General features: G+C 59.6%; 23 protein-coding genes and 2 pseudogenes. 15 read left to right on the top strand and 10 right to left on the bottom strand.

The features are described 5' to 3' along the window. Positions 1-9: 9 nt before the first annotated feature. Positions 10-927 (top strand): annotated as a pseudogene (locus FDT80_RS06115) (EamA family transporter). A 4-nt stretch (positions 928-931) separates the two neighbouring features. Here the strand turns inward: FDT80_RS06115 and FDT80_RS06110 are convergent. The 3 genes from FDT80_RS06110 to FDT80_RS06100 all read right to left on the bottom strand — a co-directional run bounded on the left by FDT80_RS06110 (position 932) and on the right by FDT80_RS06100 (position 4,071). Continuing rightward, a complete protein-coding gene (locus FDT80_RS06110) occupies positions 932-1,639 on the bottom strand; it encodes an NUDIX hydrolase (protein ID WP_138661309.1) in 708 nt (235 codons plus the stop codon). 39 nt (positions 1,640-1,678) lie between these two features. Continuing rightward, positions 1,679-2,101 (bottom strand): DUF983 domain-containing protein, encoded by a 423-nt coding sequence (locus FDT80_RS06105; RefSeq protein ID WP_138661308.1) that lies wholly within the window; start codon positions 2,099-2,101, stop codon positions 1,679-1,681. A 578-nt stretch (positions 2,102-2,679) separates the two neighbouring features. Continuing rightward, a complete protein-coding gene (locus FDT80_RS06100; protein WP_138661307.1) occupies positions 2,680-4,071 on the bottom strand; it encodes a diguanylate cyclase in 1,392 nt (463 codons plus the stop codon). Positions 4,072-4,184: 113 nt separating this feature from the next. Between FDT80_RS06100 and FDT80_RS06095 the strand changes: the two genes are divergently transcribed. The 5 genes from FDT80_RS06095 to FDT80_RS06075 all read left to right on the top strand — a co-directional run bounded on the left by FDT80_RS06095 (position 4,185) and on the right by FDT80_RS06075 (position 8,595). Beyond that, complete coding sequence (locus tag FDT80_RS06095) at positions 4,185-4,469, top strand: DUF3572 domain-containing protein (protein ID WP_138661306.1); 285 nt, start codon at positions 4,185-4,187, stop codon at positions 4,467-4,469. Continuing rightward, positions 4,466-5,164, top strand: coding sequence for an HAD family hydrolase (locus tag FDT80_RS06090; protein WP_138661305.1), 699 nt, complete (start codon positions 4,466-4,468; stop codon positions 5,162-5,164). The genes FDT80_RS06095 and FDT80_RS06090 overlap by 4 nt, the downstream gene beginning before the upstream one ends. Before the next feature lie 153 nt (positions 5,165-5,317). Beyond that, the gene (locus FDT80_RS06085; protein ID WP_138661304.1) at positions 5,318-6,877 is read left to right on the top strand and encodes a trimethylamine methyltransferase family protein; all 1,560 of its coding nucleotides are present in this window, start codon (positions 5,318-5,320) and stop codon (positions 6,875-6,877) included. 93 nt (positions 6,878-6,970) lie between these two features. Further along, on the top strand, positions 6,971-7,558 hold the full coding sequence (locus FDT80_RS06080) for a heme NO-binding domain-containing protein (RefSeq protein WP_138661303.1): 588 nt from the start codon (positions 6,971-6,973) through the stop codon (positions 7,556-7,558). Then, positions 7,555-8,595, top strand: coding sequence for a diguanylate cyclase domain-containing protein (locus FDT80_RS06075; RefSeq protein WP_342777639.1), 1,041 nt, complete (start codon positions 7,555-7,557; stop codon positions 8,593-8,595). The genes FDT80_RS06080 and FDT80_RS06075 overlap by 4 nt, the downstream gene beginning before the upstream one ends. Before the next feature lie 222 nt (positions 8,596-8,817). On the opposite strand, the gene FDT80_RS06070 is transcribed toward FDT80_RS06075, so the two are convergent. After that, positions 8,818-9,234: a VOC family protein gene (locus FDT80_RS06070; protein ID WP_138661302.1), complete on the bottom strand. Its 417-nt coding sequence runs from the start codon at positions 9,232-9,234 to the stop codon at positions 8,818-8,820. Between the two features lie 558 nt (positions 9,235-9,792). Here FDT80_RS06070 and FDT80_RS06065 point away from each other — a divergent pair. Together FDT80_RS06065 and FDT80_RS18845 are read left to right on the top strand one after the other, a co-directional pair. After that, entirely contained in the window at positions 9,793-10,104 is a 312-nt protein-coding gene (locus FDT80_RS06065; RefSeq protein WP_138661301.1) for a hypothetical protein, read from the top strand. Positions 10,105-10,202: 98 nt separating this feature from the next. Next, positions 10,203-10,373 carry a hypothetical protein gene (locus FDT80_RS18845; RefSeq protein WP_170311795.1) on the top strand — a complete coding sequence of 57 codons (171 nt, stop codon included), beginning with the start codon at positions 10,203-10,205 and terminating at the stop codon, positions 10,371-10,373. 69 nt (positions 10,374-10,442) lie between these two features. On the opposite strand, the gene FDT80_RS06060 is transcribed toward FDT80_RS18845, so the two are convergent. The 4 genes from FDT80_RS06060 to FDT80_RS06045 form a co-directional block, all read right to left on the bottom strand. Then, positions 10,443-11,105: a hypothetical protein gene (locus FDT80_RS06060; RefSeq protein WP_138661300.1), complete on the bottom strand. Its 663-nt coding sequence runs from the start codon at positions 11,103-11,105 to the stop codon at positions 10,443-10,445. Positions 11,106-11,656: 551 nt separating this feature from the next. Continuing rightward, on the bottom strand, positions 11,657-12,448 hold the full coding sequence (locus FDT80_RS06055; RefSeq protein ID WP_138661299.1) for an Eco29kI family restriction endonuclease: 792 nt from the start codon (positions 12,446-12,448) through the stop codon (positions 11,657-11,659). A gap of 83 nt (positions 12,449-12,531) precedes the next feature. Continuing rightward, a complete protein-coding gene (locus FDT80_RS06050; RefSeq protein WP_138661298.1) occupies positions 12,532-13,752 on the bottom strand; it encodes a DNA cytosine methyltransferase in 1,221 nt (406 codons plus the stop codon). 199 nt (positions 13,753-13,951) lie between these two features. After that, positions 13,952-14,401 carry a very short patch repair endonuclease gene (locus tag FDT80_RS06045; RefSeq protein ID WP_138661297.1) on the bottom strand — a complete coding sequence of 150 codons (450 nt, stop codon included), beginning with the start codon at positions 14,399-14,401 and terminating at the stop codon, positions 13,952-13,954. Positions 14,402-14,650: 249 nt separating this feature from the next. Between FDT80_RS06045 and FDT80_RS06040 the strand changes: the two genes are divergently transcribed. Both FDT80_RS06040 and FDT80_RS06035 read left to right on the top strand, forming a co-directional pair. Then, positions 14,651-15,547 (top strand): FRG domain-containing protein, encoded by an 897-nt coding sequence (locus FDT80_RS06040; protein WP_138661296.1) that lies wholly within the window; start codon positions 14,651-14,653, stop codon positions 15,545-15,547. Beyond that, complete coding sequence (locus FDT80_RS06035) at positions 15,544-16,644, top strand: DUF262 domain-containing protein (RefSeq protein WP_138661295.1); 1,101 nt, start codon at positions 15,544-15,546, stop codon at positions 16,642-16,644. Before FDT80_RS06040 ends, FDT80_RS06035 begins: the two co-directional genes overlap by 4 nt. A 334-nt stretch (positions 16,645-16,978) precedes the next feature. Here FDT80_RS06035 and FDT80_RS06030 read toward each other — a convergent pair whose 3' ends face one another. Continuing rightward, on the bottom strand, positions 16,979-17,239 hold the full coding sequence (locus FDT80_RS06030; protein WP_138661294.1) for a hypothetical protein: 261 nt from the start codon (positions 17,237-17,239) through the stop codon (positions 16,979-16,981). 192 nt (positions 17,240-17,431) lie between these two features. On the opposite strand from FDT80_RS06030, the gene FDT80_RS06025 reads away from it, so the two are divergent. Further along, the gene (locus FDT80_RS06025; protein ID WP_138661293.1) at positions 17,432-18,646 is read left to right on the top strand and encodes a MobA/MobL family protein; all 1,215 of its coding nucleotides are present in this window, start codon (positions 17,432-17,434) and stop codon (positions 18,644-18,646) included. Between the two features lie 106 nt (positions 18,647-18,752). On the opposite strand, the pseudogene FDT80_RS19215 reads toward FDT80_RS06025, so the two are convergent. After that, positions 18,753-19,088: pseudogene (locus FDT80_RS19215) on the bottom strand (DNA-binding protein); the annotation flags it as partial. 291 nt (positions 19,089-19,379) lie between these two features. On the opposite strand from FDT80_RS19215, the gene FDT80_RS06015 reads away from it, so the two are divergent. The 4 genes from FDT80_RS06015 to FDT80_RS06000 all read left to right on the top strand — a co-directional run bounded on the left by FDT80_RS06015 (position 19,380) and on the right by FDT80_RS06000 (position 23,457). Beyond that, positions 19,380-21,257 carry a hypothetical protein gene (locus FDT80_RS06015; protein WP_138661291.1) on the top strand — a complete coding sequence of 626 codons (1,878 nt, stop codon included), beginning with the start codon at positions 19,380-19,382 and terminating at the stop codon, positions 21,255-21,257. A 215-nt stretch (positions 21,258-21,472) separates the two neighbouring features. Further along, on the top strand, positions 21,473-21,898 hold the full coding sequence (locus tag FDT80_RS06010) for a hypothetical protein (RefSeq protein ID WP_138661290.1): 426 nt from the start codon (positions 21,473-21,475) through the stop codon (positions 21,896-21,898). Positions 21,899-22,129: 231 nt separating this feature from the next. Continuing rightward, positions 22,130-22,333 carry a hypothetical protein gene (locus tag FDT80_RS06005; RefSeq protein WP_170311794.1) on the top strand — a complete coding sequence of 68 codons (204 nt, stop codon included), beginning with the start codon at positions 22,130-22,132 and terminating at the stop codon, positions 22,331-22,333. Then, positions 22,330-23,457 (top strand): tyrosine-type recombinase/integrase, encoded by a 1,128-nt coding sequence (locus tag FDT80_RS06000; protein ID WP_138661288.1) that lies wholly within the window; start codon positions 22,330-22,332, stop codon positions 23,455-23,457. Before FDT80_RS06005 ends, FDT80_RS06000 begins: the two co-directional genes overlap by 4 nt. Positions 23,458-23,502: the final 45 nt, after the last annotated feature.

The following is a 23,502-nucleotide window of genomic DNA, read 5'->3' as shown; positions in this document are numbered from 1 at the left end:
ACGGGGGGTATGAACACCGCCCTTCCAGATCTGTGGATCCTCGTCACGCTGGCCGCCGCCACGTTCCAGACGCTGCGCTTCATGCTGCAAAAGCATCTGGCGGCGGTCACGCTGTCGGCGGCGGGGGCCACGTTTTCGCGGTTTTTCTATTCCGCGCCCCTGGTGGTGGTTCTGTTGGCGATCTACCTGGCGCAATCGGGCACGCCGCTGCCGGGCCTGAGCACTGCGTTCTGGGGTTTTGGCGCGATGGGCGGGCTGGCGCAGATCCTGGCCACAGTCTGTGTCGTGCTGCTGTTCAAAAGCCGAAATTTCGCGGTGGGGATCACGCTGAAGAAAACCGAAGTGATGCAGACCGTGCTGGTGGGCTGGATCGTGCTGGGCGAGGGTGTGACGCTGTTGGGGTTCGGCGCGGTGGCGCTGGGCCTGATGGGGGTGCTGCTGTTGTCCGCGCCACCGGGCGAGGTGCGTTGGCATTGGCGACAGATGGGCAACCGGGCGGTAGCGCTTGGGCTTGGCTCGGGCGTGTTGTTCGCGATTTCAGGCGTGTGCTACCGCGGTGCCTCGCTGGAAATCGCGTCGCAGGATCCGCTGTTGCGCGCCGGTGTCACGCTGGCCGCCGTGACGTCGATGCAGATGCTGTGCATGGCGCTGTGGCTGCGGCTGCGCGAAGCGGGGCAGTTGCGGGCGGTGTGGCGCGCGCGGCGTGTGGCGGCCTAAATCGGGCTGATGTCGATGGGCGGGTCGATGTGCTGGTTTACCGCCTTCACGCTGCAAAACGCGGCCTACGTCAAAGCCGTCGGGCAGGCCGAACTGATCCTGAGCGTGATGGCCAGCACACTGTTTTTCCGCGAACGGATCGCGTGGCGCGAATGGGCGGGCATGGCGTTCATCGGCGCGTCGATCATCATGCTCGTGCTGGTGATCTGACGGCTCAGCCGCCCATCGGCCGGCCGCGCAGGCGCTTGAACAGGCTTTCTTCGTCATTGTTCTTGAAATAGGGCACGCTGTCGGGCGGAGCGGTGTCGCGCGCGCGGGCCTGGACCTCGCTCATCACCACCTCGGTGATGAAGGGCATGTCAAAGGAGCGCGCATCGCTGAGCGCGACCCATTGCAGATGCGACAACTCGTCCGAGGCCGCGGAGAAATCATCGGGGTCGCTGGACAGATCGTCGGCGTCGACAAGGAAAAACCGAGCGTCGAAGCGGCGTGGGCGGCCCGGTGGGGTCAGCGCGCGAAAGACGAATTGCAGGGGGGCGGCGTTGGGCAGGTGATCGGTGCCGGCGAAGGTGGTCCAATCGGCCGGAACGTCGCCGGTCCATGCGCCGGGCGTGCCAAGAACAAGGCCCGTTTCCTCCCAGAGCTCGCGAATGGCGGCGACGGCGATGGCATGGGCCAAGGCCGGATCGGCATCTTCGGTCAGCCGCGTCGCGCACAGATCGCTGAGGGGGGCGGCCAGCGGAACCTGCGCATCGCCCGCATCGACCGCGCCGCCGGGAAAGACGAACTTGTTGGGCATGAACGCCGCCTTTGCGCCGCGCTGACCCATCAGGATGCGGGGGGTGTCATAGCGGTCACGCAGCACGATGACGGTCGCGGCATTGCGCACGGCGCTTTTGTCTACCTCGGTCGGTCTGGTCATAGCCTGCGGCCTTTCGCGCTGTCTGGGACGGGCGCGGCGTCAGTCGGGGGTGCCAAAGCCTCCCATCTGCCGCGCCCACTGGAGACCGACGATGGCCCCCTTCAGTCTTGGCAGAAGGTAAAGCGACAAGCCGACACATCCAACCGCAAAGATCGTGAACAGCGTCAAAGGTTCGGGCCGCCATGTCACGAAGGTGAAATGCAACAACGGCGCCATCAGGTGACCGACCAGCAGGATTGTCAGGTAGGCGGGGCCGTCATCGGCGCGGTGGTGCCACAGTTCCTGCCGGCAGACGGCACAGGTGTCATGGACCTTGAGGTAGCTTTTCAGCAGCGGGCCGCTGCCGCAGTTCGGGCACTTGCGCCGCCATCCCAGCCACAAGGCGCGCTTGGTGCTGCGCGTCCGCTCGTCTGGGGGCGTGTCGGCGTGGTGCTGGCTATCGGACCGTGAGCTGTCGAACATGAGATGGCCTTGTGTTTGCGCGATGTCTCTAGATGGGCCGTTTTGACCCCAATAGAAAGGTGACGCAATGTCCTTGCGGCGGGATGTCGCGTTGCGCGGTCGCAGGGGTCTGGCCTGGCAGGTTTATTCGGCCCTGCGTTTTTTCGACGGAACCGCCGGTGTGCGCCATTTGATGATCTTTGCGCCCCTATGACGAGTCGGCGGCGAATGACATCACAGCAGGAGCGAGCCGTATGACACATTTCGATGTCCTGGCCGCCGTCATCGTGCCGCGATGGGCATGGGCGCGGGGGCCGCGCTGGCCCGTGGCGGCGATCATGGCGCGCGGATCGGCTTTGGCGCGCTGGAGAGAAGGAATTGACCGGCCCGGTCGCAGCGCCTGTCGCTGGGGTCGCCTGCGCCGCCTGGATTTGTCCGGATCGCGCGTGCCGCGGCAGGTATCGCGCCCGGCGCGTTGCGGTGACTTGACCCTGCCGCGCGGGTGCGATCTGCGTGGCGCGGGGTCACGCGACTGTCAATGCGACCAACCAGATGACCCACCTTCGCGGCGGCATCCGGCCGCGCGATGTCATGCCACGTCACGCCGCCGGTCGGCTGAGTGTGACCTGATTGCGTCCCTGCATCTTTGCACCGTAGAGCGCCTTGTCAGCGGCATCCAGCAGCGCCTCGGCGTTTGCCGCACCGCTCGTGGCGGTGCCGCCTAGGGCAAGGCCGATGCTGATGGTGACGGGAATGGGCGTCGCGCTGCCGGGCACGTCGAAGGGCCTGTCGGATATGGCCTGACACAGCCGCAGGGCCGCGCGGCGGGCATCTGCAAGCGGTGTGGCGGGCATCACGATCAGAAACTCCTCTCCGCCGATGCGGGCCAGAAGGTCCACCGACCGGAGACTGCTGCGCAGGCGGTGCGCGGCTTCGATCAGGACGGCATCGCCCGAGGCATGGCCGAAGTCGTCATTGATCCGTTTGAAATGATCCATGTCCGCCAGCATGACAGCAAAGGACCGGCCGGTCCCGACGGCGTGTTCGGCCATCCGTGTGAGGTGCGGCATGGCATAGCGGCGATTGTGCAGCCCGGTCAGCGGGTCGCAGACCGCCGCCTGCAACCCGGTGCGCAGCGTGGCGCGCAACCGATCCGCGATCCGCTTGCGCCCCATCAGGGCGGTCACGCGCAACGCGAGTTCGGCGGCGTTGAAGCCGGTGGTCATCAGATCGTCGGCACCGAGATCGAGCGCATCGGCGCCCAGCCGCGGATTGCCCCCCGACTGAACCACGAGGATCCCGGCGTGGCGGGTGCCGGCGTTGGCGCGGATCGCGGCCAGCAGATGCAGGACCGTGGCGCTGTCGCTCTCGTGGGTGCCGATGCAGAGCACAAAGACATCCGGCGTCTGTGCGGGCGCCAGATCACGCAGCGCCAATTCGGGCGGTGCGTGACGCAGCGACGACCCCAGCAACGGCTTGAGGCGCGCCTGCCAGACCTGGGCGCGCGCCGCGTCGGAGCAGATGAGCGCGGTATGACCGGAGGGCACGAAATCCGTCTTGTTGTCGGCAAAGCCGAGCGCGTGTGACGTGTCATCGCGCATTTGCCATTCGGCCACCGCGCCGAACGCCCGGATCAGGCTGCGCACGCGCGCCAGCAGCAGCGCGTCGTCGAATGGATGCATCATGACGTCCTGACCGCCCGCTTCGAGCAGGGCAAGCCGCGCCTTCGGAGTTGAGGTGCGTCCCAGCGCCAGAACCGGGATCGCGCGGGTCGCGGCATCGCTGCGCAGCGCGGTGCAGAAGCTGGCGGCATCGCCGTCGGGCAGGGTCATGGCGCAGATGATCAGGTCGGGGGCGTGGGTTCGGGCGGCCGCAAGCGCATCGGACAGGCTGGCTGCCTGCAGGATGTCGCAATAGGAGGCCGCCAGCTTGACCTTGAGGATGATTCGGTTGGTGGATATCGCATCCACGATAAGGATCTTGCCTTGCACGTGTCCTTATCCTTTCCAACATTGATCCGCCGACCCGCACGTTCGGTCGGTCATCGACAATTGCGCCCGATTGGTTAACAAAGGGTTTCGATCTTTCTTAAAATCGAGGGCGCATGAGCTATACGCAAGATCACGCCGAGACCGTCGCCTTGCAGGCTTTGGCCTGGCTGGCGGCCAATGATGACCTGTTGCCGGTCTTTCTGGGAGCTTCGGGCGCTTCCGAGGCCGACCTTCGGGCCAGCGCGTCGGATCCGGTGTTCCTGGGGGCGGTGCTGGATTTCCTGATGATGGATGACGCATGGGTGATGGCGTTCTGCGACGCCCATGCCTTGCCCTACGAGCGTCTGATGGAGGCGCGGCAGGCCTTGCCGGGCGGCGCGCAGGTGAACTGGACATGAGCCGCTACCGGGGTGTGTTGTTCGACAAGGACGGCACATTGTTCGATTTCGCCGCCACCTGGGAGGCCTGGGCCGGGGCATTCCTGCTGCGGATTACGGGGCAGGATCGCGCCCGCGCGCAACAGATCGGCGCGCAGATCGGCTTTGACCTGGCCGCGCAACGGTTTTCGCATGACAGCATCGTGATCGCAGGGACCGCCGGAGAGGTCGCCGAAGCCTTGCTGCCGCATCTGCCCGGACTGGGATACGAGGCGCTTCTGGATGTGCTGAACGCCGAGGCGGAGGCCGCACCGCAGGCCGAGACGGTCCCGCTGCGCCCGTTTCTCGAGGGGCTGCGCGCGCGCGGGCTGCGGCTCGGGGTTGCGACGAACGACGCCGAGGCGCCCGCGCGGGCGCATCTGAACTCCGCGGGCATCACCGATCTGTTCGACTTCATTGCCGGGTTCGACAGCGGCCACGGCGGCAAACCGCAGCCGGGCCAGATGCATGCCTTTGCCGCCGCCACGGGGCTGGCCGCGCGCGATGTGGTCATGGTTGGCGACAGCCGTCACGATCTGGTGGCCGGGCGCGCCGCGGGGATGACCCCTGTGGCCGTGCTGACCGGACTGGCCACGCGCGCCGATCTGGCGCCGCTGGCCGATGCGGTGCTGGACGACATCGGTCATCTGCCCGACTGGCTGGCCGCGCAGGGCTGATCCGCCCGACGGCCAGGCCGCTGCCGGCTTGGCCCGTCACGATGAACGACTGATGGAGAAAACGACATTTCCGGTCGCGAACGGGACGGCTGCGCACGCGGGGCTGAGGCCTTCTGGTGGCGGGGTACATCCCCGCAGACGGAGGGACCGGCGATGACACAGAGTGCGAGACGCAAATCACGCAGCGGCGGGCGGGCGGGTGCACAGATCCGGCGCGGCACGTCAGTGATCGAGCAGATGCCGTGGAACCCGCCGGTCAACATCGACCGCCCGACCGAGCCTTTGACCCCCGAAGGCGTGGAGGCCATCCATGATGGCGCGATGCGGATTCTGGAAGAGATCGGCATCGAGTTCCTGAACGCCGAGGCCGCCGGGATCCTGCGCCGCGCGGGGTGCACGGTGAACGGCACCAACGTCCGCATGGGCCGCGACTTCGTGATGGAGTGGATCGCTCATGCGCCCGAGACCTTCACGCTGACGCCGCGCAACCCGGAGCGCAAGATCACCATCGGCGGCAAGAACCTGGTGTTCGGCAACGTGTCGTCGCCCCCGAATTACTGGGACATGAACCTGGGCACCAAGGTTCCCGGCACCCGCGATATGTGCCGCGACCTTCTCAAGCTCACGCAGTATTTCAACTGTATCCATTTCGCGGGCGGCTATCCGGTGGAGCCGGTGGATGTGCATGCCTCGGTGCGGCATCTGGACGTGCTGTATGACAAGCTGACGCTGACCGACAAGGTGATGCACGCCTACAGCCTTGGAAAGGAGCGCGTCGAGGACGTGATGGAGATGGTGCGCATCGCGGGCGGTCTGAGCCACGAGGAATTCGAGGCGACGCCGCGCATGTACACCAACATCAACTCCACCTCGCCGTTGAAACACGACATTCCGATGCTGGACGGCTGGATGCGGCTGGCGCGGCGGGGGCAGGGGCTGGTGGTGACGCCGTTCACGCTGGCGGGGGCGATGGCGCCGGTGACGATGGCGGGCGCGGTGGCGCAGTCGCTGGCGGAAGCCCTCTGTGCGGTGGTCCTGGCGCAGATCATCAATCCGGGCTGCCCCTGTGCCATCGGAACCTTCACGTCGAATGTCGACATGAAATCGGGCGCGCCTGCGTTCGGCACGCCCGAATACATGCGCGCCACGCAGATGACCGGGCAGCTGGCGCGCCATTACAAGCTGCCGTTGCGGTCGTCTGGCGTCTGTGCGGCGAACGTGCCGGACGGTCAGGCGATGTGGGAGACGTCAAACAGCCTTTGGGCGGCTGTGCAGTCGGGCACGAACATGGTGTATCACGCGGCCGGATGGCTTGAGGGCGGATTGATCGCGAGCCCCGAGAAGTTCATCATGGATTGCGAAGTCCTGCAACAGATCCAACGCTACATGGATCCGGTCATAACGGCCACGGGTCCCGACGAAATCGCGCTGGATGCGATCAGGTCGGTGGGCAACTCGGGCCACTTCTTTGGCATCGAGCACACGCAGGACCGCTATACCACCGCGTTCTACCAACCGTTCCTGTCGGACTGGAAGAACTACGAGGGATGGGCGGTTGCGGGCGGTCTTTGGACGCCGGAGCGGGCGCATCTGATGTTCAAGGATATCGTCGCCCAATTCGAGGAGCCGCCGATGGACCCGGCGATCCGCGAGGAGCTGGCCGATTTCGTGGCCCGCCGCAAGGCGCAAGGTGGCGCGCCGACCGATTTCTGACCCGCCGCGCGGCAGGGATTTCCGGCGGTCATTGAGACATTATTAACTGCTGCGGGTGCATGGTTCCCACCGGGGGTTTGGGAGTGAACAGGTATGCATGGGTTGGTAAACCGCGCGGTCGAGGGTTTCGTTTGTGACAGCTACGGCGAGGAGAAATGGCTTGAGGTCGTTCGGCGCGCCAGGCTTGAGGACAGCCATTTCGAAGCGATGCTGAGCTATGATGACGCCATCACGATCAAGACGGTCACCGCCGTCGCCGAGGTCTTGTCACGCCCCGCCAAGGAAGTGCTGGAGGACATCGGCGCCTACCTAGTGTCACATCCGAAGACCGAAGCCCTGCGGCGATTGATGCGCTTCAGCGGTGACAGTTACGAGGAGTTTCTTCAATCGCTTGACGATTTGCCCGATCGTGCGCGGCTGGCGGTGTCCGATTTGCACCTGCCCCGCACCGAAGTGCACGAGCAGAGCGCGAACCAGTTCACGGTCACGTGCTTCGATACGGTGCCGGGCTACGGCAGTGTGATGATGGGGGTTTTGCGGGCGATGGCGGATGACTATGGCGCGCTGGTGTTTCTGGAATTCATCGGCCATGACGCGGGCGTCGAAAAACTGGCGGTATCGCTGTTGGAAGCGGAGTTCGCCGAGGGCCGTGAATTCAGCCTGGGAGTGCGTGCAGGATGATGGAGCCCACTTCTTTCGACATGCTGGACGTTCTGTGCCCGATGCATCTGGTCCTGTCGGACGCCGGGCGGGTTGTGCACGTCGGGCCGACCCTCAGGAAATTGAGGCCTGAGCAGGCGCTGGTCGATCGCGGGTTTCTGGACATCTTCGCGGTTAAGCGCCCCCGCGCCATCGGATCGGTGGCCGAGCTTTGCGCCGTCGCTGGCGCAAAGTTGCACGTGAACTTTCGTGATTCCCCGCAGACCGAACTCAAGGGGGTGCTGGTGCCCGGCCCCGGCAGGGCGCAGACCATCGTGAACCTGTCCTTCGGGATCTCCATTCTCGACGGTGTGCGCGATTATGCCTTGAGTGCCGCGGATTTCGCCGCCACGGATCTGACCATCGAAATGCTGTATCTGGTCGAAGCGAAATCCGCCGCGATGGAGGCGTCGCGCAACCTGAACAAAAGGCTGCAGATCGCCAGGGTGGCGGCAGAAGAGCAGGCGTTCACCGACACGCTGACCGGGGTCAAGAACCGGCGCGCGGTGAATCACGTGTTGTCAGGGCTGATCGCATCGCGCGCGCAATTCGCTCTCATGCAGATCGATCTGGATTTCTTCAAGGCGGTGAATGACACCTTGGGCCACGCGGCGGGGGATCACGTGCTGCAAACCGTGGCGCGGATCATGGTCGAGGAAACACGCGGACACGATACCGTCGCGCGGGTGGGGGGGGATGAATTCGTGATCTTGCTGGAAGCAATCCAAGACCGGGCGACGGTGGAGCGCATTGGCCGCCGCATCATCGACCGCCTGCAACAGCCGATCGCGTATCGGGATCAGACCTGCGTCATCGCGGGAAGCATCGGCACGGTGCTGTCGCACACCTATGAGGAACCGGACGCGGACCAGATTCTCGCCGATGCGGATATCGCGCTTTATGCCTCCAAACATGCAGGCCGCGCGCGCCAGACGTTCTTTCGCCCCGAGTTGCGCGATGCCGCCGACGTCCGCGTCGCGCCATTCCCGGATCCGGCGACCGTATCCAGGCTGGCCTGAAGCCGATGTGGCCGATCGAAGGGAGACCCGCAATGGAGTGCGCGCGCGGGTCCGGCCCTTCGTCGATCTGCCGAACCGGGCCATGCCGCCACGCGCGTCGCCAGGGGCCGCCATCTTATCCAGAAGGTGAACTTGCGCGCCGCGTGCCGCGGCGCTGCAAATCTGCGGCGGGCCCTGTGCACCGATTTATCGCGATGCGGCGCATGGCTATTGCCGCCCGCGCTATCCGTCTCGTCCCGGTTCGTTCGGATCGCTAGAGAAAAGTGCGATCTTGTTGCCTTGAGGATCGAGAAGATACCCAACATAGAATTGAGGTCCGTAGGAGGCACGAAAGCCCGGCTGGCCCTCGTCGGAACCGCCTGCCGAGAGCGCGGCGGCGTGAAGGCCACGAACCTGCTTTTGCGTGCGCGCCTCGAATGCGACCATGGATCCGTTGCCAGCCGACGCGGGGCGCCCATCGAAGGGCGGTTTGACGTAGAAGTCGGGCAGAACCGGAGACTGACCGGATTTTACGGGCAATGCGTAACTCAGTCCCGCGGGCCCCTCGTCAAGGTCGTAACCAAGTGCTGGCAGGAACGCGGAATAGAACCGTTTTGCGCGCGCGATGTCATCGGCACCGACTGTGACGTAGGCAATCATGCTTGGTGTCTCCTTGCGCCAATTTGGTCATTCCAACAAGATTATTCTAAGCCGACACGAAATTCGGCATCAATATGCGATGTCGGGTCGATTGCGAAAGTCAGATTGGTGCAATCGCAGCCAATGATTTGTCAGCGGACCGGCACGATTTGCGGACAGCCTCCAAGATCAAGGTCCCCAGCCGTCGCAGCGACTTTGGAAAAGTCACGGCTGCTCGGAACAAAATGAACTGTGGGGCGAAGTGTTCGCACCATCGCCGCCCAAGCCCTGTGGCAAAACCAGGCACCCGCCTTTGCTTGAGGTGGAGTGGTGCCACAAGCGCGCGACGTGACCCCAGAAGAACGGACAGCCTGCCCAGGTGTATCCCAAACCTTTGGCGGGATGCGAATGTGGCAATGCGCCGGACCTCTGCACATCAGTCTAGGGCCAACGAAGCATTGGACGCATCGCGCGGCGACACGACCGTGCCGGAGGTCGCGGCGTTGCACCGGCTTCACCCGCACCAGATCAGGTCGTGGAATGGGCAGGCTATCGACGAGATGGCGGAAGTGTTCTCGGATGGCAATCATCGATTGCGCACCGCGTAAGGTGCCCAGCTTGCGGCTGTCAAATAAGAAGCATGCGGGCGTCTGCGTCGGGGCGCTGAACGATGCGCTCGCCACACATGGCGCGCCTGAAATCATCGACACGGCTCAAGGCAGCCGGTTTACCGGCGCATCCAGGATCGCCACGATGCCCGACGCCGGTGTGCGCATTGCGATGGATGGACGGGGTCGATACCCCGAAAACATCTTTACCGAACGCCATGGGCGATCTGTGAGGCAAGAGGCGGCCCACCTCTGCCCGTCGTCACATAAGGTCAGCGCCTAGGCTGGTCCTGTGAAGCTCTGCCAGCGGTCTCCGAACGGCTGCACCACGTCCTGCACCATGTGCCGGAAAGCCGATGGGACGTGCCGGGGGGCTTGGCTGTGGGCATTGCCAGCCCGGCCACCACGATCAACGCAGCCCTAGCCGCCGAAGGCTTGGCCGTAGACCTGTCCGAAACCGCCTTGCTTGCCGTGCCGCTCTACACCGTCACCGCGTCGGATCGTGCCCGCACCCTTGAAGTTTGCCGCAGCACTTACGCCGTCACCGCCTGACGCAAGTTCCCTTAAGTGCCAAGGGCAACTGGCCACGGTTCGCGCCCAACGACGCAGCCGGGGTTTTTTTCATTCGTCAGGCGCAGGACGCGGCGGGATATACGAAACTGGCCCCATTGTCTCAGCGCCTTCAAAGTAGAAAAGCCCAAATTCGTCGGCAAGCTTTTTGATAGCACTAGACTTCCAAATCACTTTCGGCCCGCCGTGGTTGATAGCCCAAGCAACCATTCCCGGCTTTGGGTCATTTATCATCAGGTCAAACCAAACCTTTTCATCGGGCTTCCAGACCACGTTGTCGGGCAGCAATGCTTTGTTGTCGGGCAGCAATGCTTTAAGGAAAGGCGCGCACCTTGCAATGTCGCACCAAACTTCGGCAAGCGTGTCCCTCAAACCGACGTCTCTACTGGACATTGTGACAAGTCGATAAACCATCGCCGCCCACATGAACCAAGCGAACCGACGCGTGTTGATCTCATCTTTAGCGGCAGCCTGCTTTTCAGCGCATTCAATGATGAAGTCATCTATCGAGAACGCCGAACCCTGCTGCTTTGCGACGTTGTGCATTGCGCCGACAATCGGAATTAGGTTTTGATACGCAACAAGCACATGCGCTTTGGTCGCGTTGTCCAAACCATCAAAGAGTTCTTTGACGAAGTTCGCGTAGTCAGCGTTGCCGCCGTTGAGTATTTCTCGCAACGGGTTCTCTGTCTTCTTTTTCAGGAACCCGAACATTGAATACTACCCGCACTTCTAGCCACAGTGATCTAAGCATTTCGACGGCACGGTTGGGAAGCGTTTTCGGGCCGAACCCAAGTCGTTCGACTGGACAGCGAACACAGAAGGGTGCGACATGCGGTCACGTCTTCGTGAGCGTTCACGGGGCTTTCGGGCAGCCTATGCGCTTGCATTAGAGAGTTTATAGAAATCCAGCCTTCTGGATTGCTGGCTCAACATCAATAACTTGCAAGGATAAGTGGCAGCCCGTAGGGGAATCCCAGAAACCGACGGAACCTCAATAAAATAAAGATCATTGTGGACCACGTAAGTCGCCGATAGGAGCTATAGAAATCAACGGATTATGATGGAGGTGGACCACGGGAGGCCCGTTCCAACGAAGAATTAGGTAAATCGTTTCAGCGCAGTGGTCCGTTGCCGGCCATATCGTCAAGCGTTCGCGCGGCCGGCCACGTCTCAAGCATGACGATCCTGTCGAACGCCGCGACCGCAGGCAAATAGACGTTCGTGCCTCGGATGGCTATTGAAGTGGCTGCTATGGAAAAATTCTATTCCACTTCAGGCGGCTCCGCATCTGGCTCGTCTTCATCAGAGGCGTCGATCCGATCGGCCCGACGGATGCCCTCCGCGAACGCCGCGAATACGTCCTCGTTTGTCCCGAATATCCTGGTCCGTCCGAAGTGCCTCGCAACATCGGCTAAGATATCCTCTGCAGACTTCGCTTCTGGATTACCTTCAGCCCACGTGCGACCTGGGTGGATCGTGTCCCATGGTGATTTGTTGTTCGACCGCGTTTTAGCGCTGTCACCGTGCTTTCCGAGGCCAAACAGGATCTTCGTCTCGTTGTTCCAGATTGGCCAGAACAAGTTGATAAGATGGCTCTCGGCCGCCGCCTGATAGCCGCTCTGCACCGCCAAGGCACGGCATTCGAAATCGGCGAGGTCAATGCCAGCCACCTTGTCGATGTTTCTCCGGTGCTCGTTCAGCCGCACGTAAAGCTTCGTCTCCTGTTGGACAACCGAGGTGGCGCCAACTGGAGGATCCGCTTTGCCAACGTATATGGGGGTCTCCGTGCCGGAGATTGGACCGTAGATATTCTCTGGGCCTGTATAGTAGATCGCGTAGACACCCGCTCCGTAAAAAGGCTGGATCGCGTCCAGCCGAACACGGTCTTGGGAAATAAGAGCCAAGGCCACGAAATGGCCAATCAGTCTCGGCTCAGCCGGGTCGAAGAACGCGTCTGGCAGTCGCACAGGATCGACATCCTGTTCAAGTTGCTCGAGCCTCTCCTTCATACCTGCGATGGCGTTGAGCACGCCTTTTCTCGAGGGGCCGGTCATCTCCGCACTGCGTATCACATGGGCAAATTGGTCCAGCTGGGCAGTGGTTTCGTGCGCCGTTAGGAGTTCCGGTCTGCGTGCCACTATGCAGCCTCAGGTTCGGCCAAGCGTTCTGCGACGCTCTCACCCACCACCCGCGCCAGTTCGGCCGGCACAGCATTCCCGAGCTGACGCATGCACTCGGTCCAGGCGCCATGAAATTTGTATCCGTCCGGGAACGTCTGAAGGCGGGCCGCTTCTCGCACCGTGAAATACCTCACGGATCCATCGGCTCGACGCAGCATGTTCTCGCCGCCAGGAACGCCGTGGACACCAGCCTTGAGGGTCTTACTCGGCTCATCGAGATAGCTGCCAGTATGGCCGGGATATGTCCGGGCATTGGGCTGAAAACGGTGATCTGCGACCGAGTTCGAGCGATGAGATTTCTCGGGGTCCGGAAGATCTCCGATCGCGTCCCGCGTCGTGCGCCACGGCAATCCCACGGGCTTATCCTCCTTCGAGAGCCGCTTTGACATCTGGAGTGCACGACCTTCCAGTTTCCGCCACTTCTTCGCGATGGAATGGCGATCCCAATAGTCGCCGTAGAGCTGGTCCCAAACGAGGGCATCTTGGGTGAACTCGCCTTTGTTGAATGACCATCGAGCATCAACGTCGTCGCGGAAGCCGACGAATAAGACACGTTCCCTCCGTTGGGGCACGCCGTAGTTAGCTGAGTTGAGGAGCTTTGTGACTACCTGGTAGTGCAGATCCGGCCGGTTGGTCGATGTGTGGTGCTGCTCGAGGCGCTTGAGATGATCTTCCCATGCTTCGCCGTCACGAGCGGTCATTTCGGGGTGTTCCATTTGCAGCTTCACGTATTCGAAATACGGGAGGAATGAAGCTCGAGTCAGGCCCTTCACATTCTCAAAAATGAAAGCTCGAGGCCGGGCTTCCCTAATTGCACGCACCGCCTGGGGAAACATGTCCCGGGCGTCGTCGTATGCACGATGCCTTCCGCCAAGAGAAAACGGCTGGCATGGCGGCCCACCGCTGATCAGGTCGATCTTACCCTCAAAGTCCCTGAACCCGACCTTCCGGACATCGCCCTCAACGACACGCCAAGGGCGTTGCTCGTCCTCGTCGCTCTCGTCCTTGTCGAGAATCCGGTGGTTGGCGCGAAGTGTGTCGCAGCACCAACGATTATATTCCACGACCATCTGTGGGATGAATCCTGCGTCGGCCAGGCCAATGCCAAGGCCGCCCGCGCCTGCAAAGAGCTCCACCGATTTCCATGTTTTGGGCTTGATAGGCTGGTCTCCCAACATGCCGTCCTCCTGCAGGGATTTTTTCCGACTTAGACCAAACTCCAAGTCGACTATCAAGAACAGATTGACAACATCTGTGTGAAAGCGTAACTGCCCACCCCTATAATTAGTGCGGCTTGTAGGCATCCGGCGGACTGACTACACTTCTCCGAACCTCTTTCCGGAAGAACCAGCAAACACATAGACAACACGCTGAAATTTAGTGGCCGGCGATCTCGCGAAATCGCTCCGTGGAATGAATAAAAGTCTCGACTTCGCCAAGAAGCTCTTCGCGATCCCATCGGCCGCAGCCGACCATAGTGCACTCCCAGACTATGACAACGCGCCATCCCAGGTCGTGCAGAGACTGCAGGTTCTGGGCGTCACGCTCGCGGTTCCGGGCGAGCTTCGGGCCCCAGAACTCTTGACGTGATTTCGGTTGGCGAGCACAGTTCTCATGCCCGTGCCAGAAGCATCCACGCACTTCGACGACGACGCCAGACCGCCGGAGCACCAGGTCCGGCGTCCCCGGCAGGTCTCGGCGATGTAGTCGAAAGCGGAGCCCGCGAGCGTGAAGACCGCGCCTGATGACGAGCTCAGGCTTTGTGTCTTTGCTGCGGATCCGGGACATCAGTTCGGATCGTGTTATTGGGCGTGTCCTGTTTGTCATGGTGAGAAGGTAGGGGAGGTGGATAGTGATTGCACGATCTGTGCAATGAAAACGCCGAAGGAAATCTCTGGCTAAGGCCCGCTCCCCTGTTTGTCTGGCTCGTTCCTCGAGAGATTTAGCGTAACTCTGCAATAGGCAATCTTCCCAGGGTGGGCACGGACACTGTATTCACCGGTGGCAATCTGTGTCTTACCCTTGCTCCTCTTGCCGGCGCTTGTGTGAAGCAAAGGGGAAGGCCTCCAGGTTCGCTTGACCGTTCTCGTTCTAGTCTTCGTCGAAACGATGGGGCGGCCTGTGCGTCAGTGTATTCTCCTCCATTGCGTGCTGAGAGGAAAGTATGCACAACCGGAAGTGCTGACTGACGAATCCGGCAACGAACCGAGGGACATTATGAGATATCAGGATCGATCGATTCGATCAGTAGGTGAATATATCGCCGCCTTGCGGGACACCACGCGCGACGGTGTGGTCTGGTTTCGGGGGCAGAAGTGCGAGGACTGGCAATTGCTGCCAAATATCGCACGTCCGACGGAAAACGCCCCGGAAGGACTCCTCAATCAGGAGCTGCCGGCAATAAAGAGGTTCAAGCAAAACGCCGGTGCTTTCCTATCTCGTCTTCCCCAAGACGAATGGGAATGGATCTTCCTGATGCAACATCACCGTGGGCTGACCAGACTTCTCGATTGGACGGAGAGCCCTTTGGTCGCGCTGTATTTCGCTCTCGCGGAATGTAGCGAAGAAAAAGATGGAGCGGTGTGGTGTCTTGATCCTATTGATTTGAATGCGCAGGTTGGGCATCGGCGGGTAAACGATCGCGATGTCCTCGCGTTCGGAGTGGATGAGGTATTGGACAACTATCGACCTGACAGGCTATCTGGGCGTGGCGCAGTTGTCCCTCCAGTTGCTGCGATAGGTCCTCGGAACTCCGCCAGGATGATCGCGCAATCGGGCACTTTCACAATCATCTCTTCCGATCGTATACCGATCGAAGAGTTTGGGACAAAAAATCAAGTGTGGCGGCTCAAGATCCCAGCGGGAAACAAGGCCGATCTTCGGGAAGAACTGAAACTGCTCGGTTTCAACGAGTTCATGCTGTTCCCAGATCTTGAGACACTTGCTCTACATACTAAGGAGCTCTTGCAATGAGCCGTTTCGAAATCGGAAGCCTGCAAAAATCATCAGCCTGGTATCTGTATCGGATGAAAGAGCGGATCAAAATGGATCCCGACTACCAACGCCAGGGTGACATCTGGACCAGGGAAAAGCGGCAACTCTTGATCGACACGATGATCAACGGGTTCGATGTCCCCAAGCTATATCTACACAAGTTTCCCACCCCACTGGTCGAAGGCGATAACTCCTATGATTACGCCATGATCGATGGGAAGCAGCGTGCGGAAGCCATGTTCGATTTTATCGAAAATAGGTTCCCCCTCGATTCCGGGTTTCGATACATCGGTGACGACGGTGTCGACATCAGTGACATGACTTACCGGGAACTCGGCGCCGAGCACCCGGAAATCAAGCAGGATTTTGACTCTTTCAATTTGACTGTCGTCACGATCGATACTGACGACATCGAGTTGATAGAGGATCTATTTTCACGATTGAACGAGGCAATGCCGCTTAATGCTGCCGAGAAGAGGAATGCTAAACCCGGACCTCTGCCGCAGCTTGTCCGTGAGATATCCCGGCACCGCTTCTTCACCGACCGGGTGCCGTTCGGAAATTCCAGATACCGACATTACGACATCATCGCCAAGATGTTGCTGATAGCCAGTCGTGAGACCGTAGCGGACACGAAGAAAGCCTATATTGACAAGTTCTTCGAGACACATGCTCGCTCGGAGCGGAAGGACGTCGAACATCTCAAATCCGAGGTCGAGAACGTGTTGGACTGCATGTCGAGAACCTTCACCGCGAGTGATGGGTTGCTCCGTTCCGTCGGCATGATCAGCATCTATTTCATGCTGTTCGAGAGGGCGGTCGAAGGTAAGAAGGCAGACATACTTGTCCGGCGTGAGTTTGTCGATTTCGAAGAACGTCGTGCCGAGAATAGGCGGGTCGCAGAGGAGGAAATTTCCAACGCCGAATACGAGCTTCTCGAGTTCGACCGGTTTTCCCAATCCCCAAATGACGGCATCGCTATGAGATACCGATTGGCCGTCATGGACCGCTACCTTTACCGAGGCGCTCTCGGGTTCGCGGACGACCGAGTTCTTTCATCCGATGACGACGAGTAAGAAAAGCCCCCTTAACGAGGAGCCGTTTCATATCGTGGGATATATACCCCGCAAGTTTGCCGATCTCAGGATTGGCAAACTTTCCTTTTCCTTCCCTGATTTTGTTCGATTTGTCTGCCATCAACCCATGTCGATAGGTAAGATAAAAATACCGAGCGGGGCCGACTTCGACCCTGCTCAGAGCTCAATTAAATTCGGCCAAGTGGGGAGGCAAGATGACCCGCGCCCGTTCCAGAAGGGGCGCTCTTACGGCGCAAGGTGCGCGTGAGGGCATCTGTGGCGGGTGGAACTTGGCCAAACGATTAAAGCTCCTATGTCCTGAACTGAATTGGCCTCAGTCGTCGCTTTCGGGCCGCGTGGCAGCGGTAAGCAATCCAAGAAATTTGCGATCGCTTTCGCGCCGGATCCTTTCATCCAGCAAATGCTGCAGCTTCTCCGCCTTCTCGCCGCTCACATCGTCAAGCAAATGCAAGATCGCTGCTCCGTAAATGATCTTGCGCCTCGTTTCGTTCCGACGCTCGTGTTTCCGTGCAATTGCTCTTAGGTCTTTCAGCCTGGCTTGCACCTGTTGAATTTGTGCATCCAAATCCTTCATGGGATGTTCTCCTTGATCTGTCTGACAAGGAAATGGACCTTGCGTCGACGGTCCGCTCCAATAAATTCGGCGGAGACTGTCGTTCCCGCCTGCCGCAGGCAAGCGCGCAGTTACGCAAACTGAAGTTTGCCTGCGCGCCTCGCCGGCGGGGCTGAAGGAGCGGATCTCGGGCCCAGGCCTGATATTCCTGTCATGATACATCCTGCCAGCCGACTTGAGGTCGTGATCCATTCCAGAGCCGACGGCCGAAACGCCGTCAAATCCGCTGCCTATTGCGCCCGCGCATCCTACCGTGACGATCGGGTCGGCATGCGGTTCCGAGCGGGCAGAACTGGTGGTCTCCTGTCCCACGAACTCATCAACTGGAAGGGCGATGCAGAGGCTCTCTGGAACCGTGCAGAGCAGGTGGAGACCCGCAGCAACGCGCGGGTCATTAGGGAACTACGTCCCAGCCTGCCGGCCGAGCTACCGCTGGCCGAGCAGATAAGACTTGTTCGGGGGTTCGGTCTCTGGCTGCGAGATGAATATGGCGTCGCAGTGCAAGCCGATATTCATGCGCCGCGTTTTCTTGATCGCGTCGAAGAACGTCTTCACCAGACCGGGAAGCTCGATATGCCTCGCGAGAAATATCTCGAGGCTCTCTATGATCCTGATCTTACCAACCGCAATTTCCACGCGCACATCCTAATGACCACCAGGGAGGTGTGCCCGATCCATGGTAACTTCGGTGCAAAAACTCGAATACTTGATGATCGAAAAGCGGGCCCCCACGAAATCATGCGATTGAGGCAGGAGTGGGAGAAAAGAACCAACGCCGCTCTGAAGCGCGTCGGATCGAATGCGAAGGTCGATCTGCGTTCCTACAAGACCATGACGCGGGAGGGGGATGCGCCGGAGGGGCTCATCGCCCAAGACCATCTGGGGCCGCGCAGAGCCGCCCGGTCGCGCCGGCTGCAAGCACAGGGTGAAGACACCAGCAGGGCAGGTAAGCGCCGCCAAGCGGTCAGAGCGTTCAATGAATTCACATGGCAATCCTGGATGGTCTTGCGGGCATTGGAGCGCGAAAAATCCCGACGGGAGGCCGAAGCGATTGCGCGCGATCGCGAAGCCGCGCGCAAGAAAGAAGCCGATGCTGAACGGCATCGGCTTCAGAGCTCCCAATCGGCAGAGGATGCAGGGGAAGTCCTGGGTAATGCGACCCAGTTCGACAGCCTCAAGACGGGGTCTGAGCTTGCCCAGGCGATTTCTTGGGCTTTGCAGGCGAAGAACGAACTGCCTTCCGAGCCGCCGGACGAGTTTTCTTCACCGGTCGATTTGGAGACTTACGAGGCGCCGCCTGGGCCACCGCAGCCGAGGCCGGTGCTGGAAGTGAAGGTGCGGAGGGTTCGGGGTCAGCGGTCTCGTTGATGGGCGTCTCATCATCGCTCTGTGCTTCGATCTCATCGAGGCAATCTGTCAGGTAGGTGATTTCTTCCTCCAGAATTTGCACGTGTTTGGCGTGCTCAGCCTCCAGAAGTGCAAAGTCACGCTCCCGCAACGCGGACTGTCGGACGTTCTGTTCTGTCATTCGGACGATCAAGCTCCGGACGAGACTTTCCATCGAAGCTTGAAGTGACGACGCCGCCTCGGCGATCCGGTCCTGACATTCCTCGGGCAAGGGGATGTCAGCCTCCTGCTCTTCCTCTCGGCTCTCCTTGTGGGCGTCCCAGAGGGCACGGATGCGGGAATACTTCCCTTTGCCGCCAAGAGCTTTATGGATATCGGTTGCCGACACCTCCCGGTCAAACTTCGACATGAGGCTCTCGCCCGCCTGGATAATCTCTTGGTCGGTATGAATGGGTTTGCGCATCGTTTCTCTCCTGTGTTTGTCGAATGCAGGAGGGAACTGGGTCCAAAATCGGAAAGCCGAAAACAAACTCACCAACTTTTTTCTGAGGTCGGTAAGTTCGGTAGGTTAGTTCGAATGTCAGTAAGTTCGTAAGTTTGTTCGACGAAAGTCGGTCGGTAAGCTTGAAAGTCGGTAGGTTCGAAGGTCAGGTCTGAAGATAGTCGACCTCATCGAGACATGCGGGGCCTTAACAGCCTAAGATTTTTCCATGCATTTTTTTCTCAAACTGCCTGCCGGGCGTAATTCCTCGGGATGCAACATGTATCCCTCGATGAATTCGTCCCGGCCGACAATATCTCAAGCCTAACTGCTGAGGAATATTGCGATTTTCTACATCCAAAAGGAGGCCGCGGGCGCGCAGCAGTCTTCATCAAATTCGACAATGATCGTGTCGAAACCCGATCGCTCGAACGCGAAACACTTTTGGCACATATGCCCTCGTTCCTCGATCAGACCAGCTACCTGACGCTCAACAGATTTTGGTTTGGACGCCGAGGCAAGTTCCTCGCCGCGTTCAACGCTCTCTACGTCGATCTGGACTACTTCAACTCGCCGCAATGGCGGGGGAAAACTCCTGATGAAGTGCAGGCGGCATATGCTGCAAAGCTTCTGAGCTCAAATGTTCCGCAGCCTTCGATTATTTCTCAGTCAGGTCGTGGTCTCGCGGCTATCTGGCTAATCCGAGAAATACCAGTCGCGGCGCGGCCACGATGGCAGGCTGCCATGAAAGCACTTATCGAGATCTCGGCGTCGTTCGGAGTGGATAAAAGCTGCAAAGATAGCTCGCGTGTGTTCCGCATCCCCGGAACCATCAATGAAAAGGTGGGAAAGGAGGTCCGTGTAAGTGGCGGGACCGGCCTTCGCCACAGTTTTGATTGGCTTGCGGATCAGATCTTCAGTTCTGTCGGGAAGCCGCGCCGGACTCTGTTTGAGCAGAGGAAGAGAACCAGAAGGGGCCTAAAAACGGCGCCGCAAAAAGTGCCAGAGGGATTGACGCAATCGCGACGCTTCAAGCTCATCTTGGAAGACCTCGAGACGGTCAGGATCGCCCATGGCGGCCGCATCCAAGAAGGCTCCCGAAACACATGGCTGCATCTTTACGCCACCTGCTTGACCCACCTGCATGACGTCGGCAACATCGAGAGGGAAGTGGAGGCGATGGCAAGCATCGCCACCCCAGGGCTTGAGCCTTCTGAAGTGACCGCGGTCGCACATCAGGCCATCGAGAAGACAAAACATCCAGCTTCTGCGGGCGCTCCCGGAAGCGAAGGAAGATACTACTACTCAGGGGCGACCATCGCAGAGAAACTTGATGTTCCAGCAGAAATGGCTCGTGATCTCAATCTGAAGCAGATCATGCCTGAAGAGGAAAAGAAGCGCCGCAATGCCGCGCGAGAAAGGCAGAGACGCGCCGAAAAAGGTGCCGTTTCCAGGGAAGAGTTTCTCAGTAAGAACAACGCTACACGGACTGAACCTTGGCGCGCTCTCAGCATTAGCAGAAGCAAGTATTACGCGCAAAAAAAGGCCGGCTTGCTTGATAATATGGGGTCGCGTCGCCCGTGGACAGGTCCGTGTCCACTACAGGGGCGTAGCCAGATCCGAGGTCCCGAGGAAGAGCGGAGGACTGGGTCTGATACCCCACCTCTGTGCCCAGATCGCGAACAAAAAGGCGAAGAAGCCGGGACGGGGAAAAGGGGAGGAGCGTCAGGCAAGCAAGCTGTGGCCAGCGACAAGATCATAGAAGGCTCTCGGATAAGCGGCATGCAGGTTGGACCACAAGACGTGAAGAGGCCCAGTGATGATGTGGAAAGTTCATTCTTGGATGGCGCGATGCAGGCTGGGTTTCTCGCCGCCCTTTTGGCGAAGGCAGCGGGAAACCAAGCCCACATCGACCGGAATCCGATTGGAAGCCTGATGGCTTCGCCTACGGCAACTGAGAAGGGAGAGGACGCCGATCTTGTAACCCATGGCATACCGCCGTGGGCACCGAATGGAGAACATCATGTTCGATATTCCAAAGACGACCACCGGACTGCACCGCTTTGCAGAAGTCCATCAAGAAGCCCTCCAGAATGTAGTATTTCTGCTGTGTGGGCGCAGGGAGCTGCGGACAGCCCAGAAACTGCCTGAGGAGCTGCCCCTCTCAGGCGGGATAGCCCGCCGCGCCCTTTGTAGGGCTCTCGCATCGCTGGAACTTTTGGGGGGCTATCATCTCAGCGTCTGCGAGACCGTTTCGATCCACATCAATGAGATTAAGCTGCTGCGGAACTCTCTCACCAACTCGCTTTCAAGACCGAAAGCCGATGGTTGCTTCAATTTCGAGGTTGAGCGTGAGGGAGCCGTTCATGACTGACTCACGGAAGAACTCTGAGCCGATCACGCGCGGGATCGTTAACGCATTAACGGCAGCTGAAGGTGTCGTAGCCGCATTTGCCAATGCGGAGCGAGCGGGGGTGCTGAACGAAGAACAGTTCGAACACCTCAGCAACCTCCGTCGTGGCGAGCTCTCAGCGGAGAACTTCTCACGAGATTGGATCGCAACATTGCGGGACCTCGCCAGTAGTCTCGAACCAGCTATCCTGGGCGAGACCCAGACATGGTTCGTTCACGACGAGTGCGACATGTCTGGCGGCCATGAGGAATCCGCGACGACTGAACAGGGAGATGCTCTGATTTGGCTGCGATCGTCATTCAAAAACCTCGCAGATCGCCTCTCTGACGTTGTGAAACTTCAGAATGCTGAGGAGCTTGCCCGAGAGTTGAAGAAATAGCTTGCCATCTCTGACTTTCGATTCATTCCCGTAACGACATGATAACGTGGACATAAACCCTCCGGCGGGAGATGATGGACTTGTTCCCATTTCTCGCTGCCGGGGGGATCAAACCCGTGAATTCTTTTTTCTCCATGTGAGCCGAATTTCTGTTTGCGAGGGCCTGAGGCTGTTCGCAAGCAACGCAACCGCTCGCGAAATCGCGAAGAAAGCATGAAAGAGGCAAACAGAATGCCCGCACCAAAACTGACAAAAGCTTCCGTCGGCAACCTTATCCAAGCAATCCGCGCTGCCGGCCTCACTCCGGCGGCAATCCACGTCGAACCGAATGGAGGAATTCGCGTGGATATTGCTTTTGCTCCGGAAGGTAAGGATCCGACGGTAGGTCTCTCCGCTGCCAACAATGATGCGCTGTGCTGGGAGGAAGTGGCATGAAGGTCGGATTTGATTTTCCCGGTTTGTGCAAGGAGGAGACGCCAGCGGGAAAGTTGCGTTGGCGCGTTCGGGTTGAAGGCAAGAGAGAAAAGAAAATCACGATCCCAGTTGGTCCATCCCATCCTGATTTCCACGCGCATTACGAGGCGGCTCGCTTTGATCAAAAGCTGATCAAAAGTCTTTCAGATACGCCGAATAAAGGATCATTGGATGAGTTGCGTGAGCAGTATGTAGACTGGATGAAAGTGCAGGTGCAGGCGGGAAACCTCAGCAAGAAAACGCTGGAGAGCCGCGAGCGTGGATTAAGGCAGGCATGTGATTGTCGGACGCCGAATGGCAAAGCTCGTATGGGTGGTGTCAAAGCCTCAATGCCAAAAACCGCATTCGCTCATATCAGGAATTCATTTGGATCGAAAACCGGAGCAGCGGCGACTTGTCTGAAGGCTCTCCGTGCAGCCTACCGTTGGGGGGAGGAGTGCGGATTTCCGGTGGACAGCCCGGTATTCCAAGTGTCCAACCCTCATGTATCGAAAGGGGGAGCTGTTCCATGGAGCAAAGAAGACAAGGCAAAATTCCTCGCCTTCCACGGTCCTGGAACCATGGCGCGCAGATGGTTCCTTCTGGCCAACGATACTGCTGGTCGGATCGGCGATACCCACCTTCTTGGCCCCGAGCACGAGGTCTTCCGCGGCGACCATCAGGTGCTTTCTTGGCAACCAAGCAAAAAGGGATCCCAGCCAGTGGAAGTTCCAATGAGCGTTGAACTCATGATGGAGCTTGCGGGCCTTCCTGAAGATGCCCCTGCTTACCTTCTCACTGAACACGGGAAGCAGTTTGCTTCGTCCGGCAGCCTCGACAATCGCGTCAGGAAGTGGATCATCGCAGCGGGGCTCTGCGCTGCTGAAGTTGATGACAACGGTAAGAATGCCATCAAGGCGACACGATCGCAGCACGGCATCCGGAAAGCCCGCGCAGAAGAGATCGCTGAGCAAGGTGGGTCAGTTTACGAGGTGATGTCAGTCTTGTCACATAGCGATGTGAGAACTGCTGAAATCTACACTAAAAAATTCCGCCGAGCTGGGCTGGCAAAACAAGCGGCTGCCCGTCGTGCGACGCAAGATTGAGAGCTAAGTGTCCCACGGCCTGCAAATCATGGGACACTTCCAAAT

The organism is Sulfitobacter sabulilitoris (assembly GCF_005887615.1).
In the GTDB taxonomy this organism is placed as follows: Bacteria; Pseudomonadota; Alphaproteobacteria; order Rhodobacterales; family Rhodobacteraceae; genus Sulfitobacter_E; species Sulfitobacter_E sabulilitoris.
The sequence above is the reverse complement of the archived record's forward strand: the minus strand, read 5'-3'. Positions and strand labels throughout refer to the sequence as shown.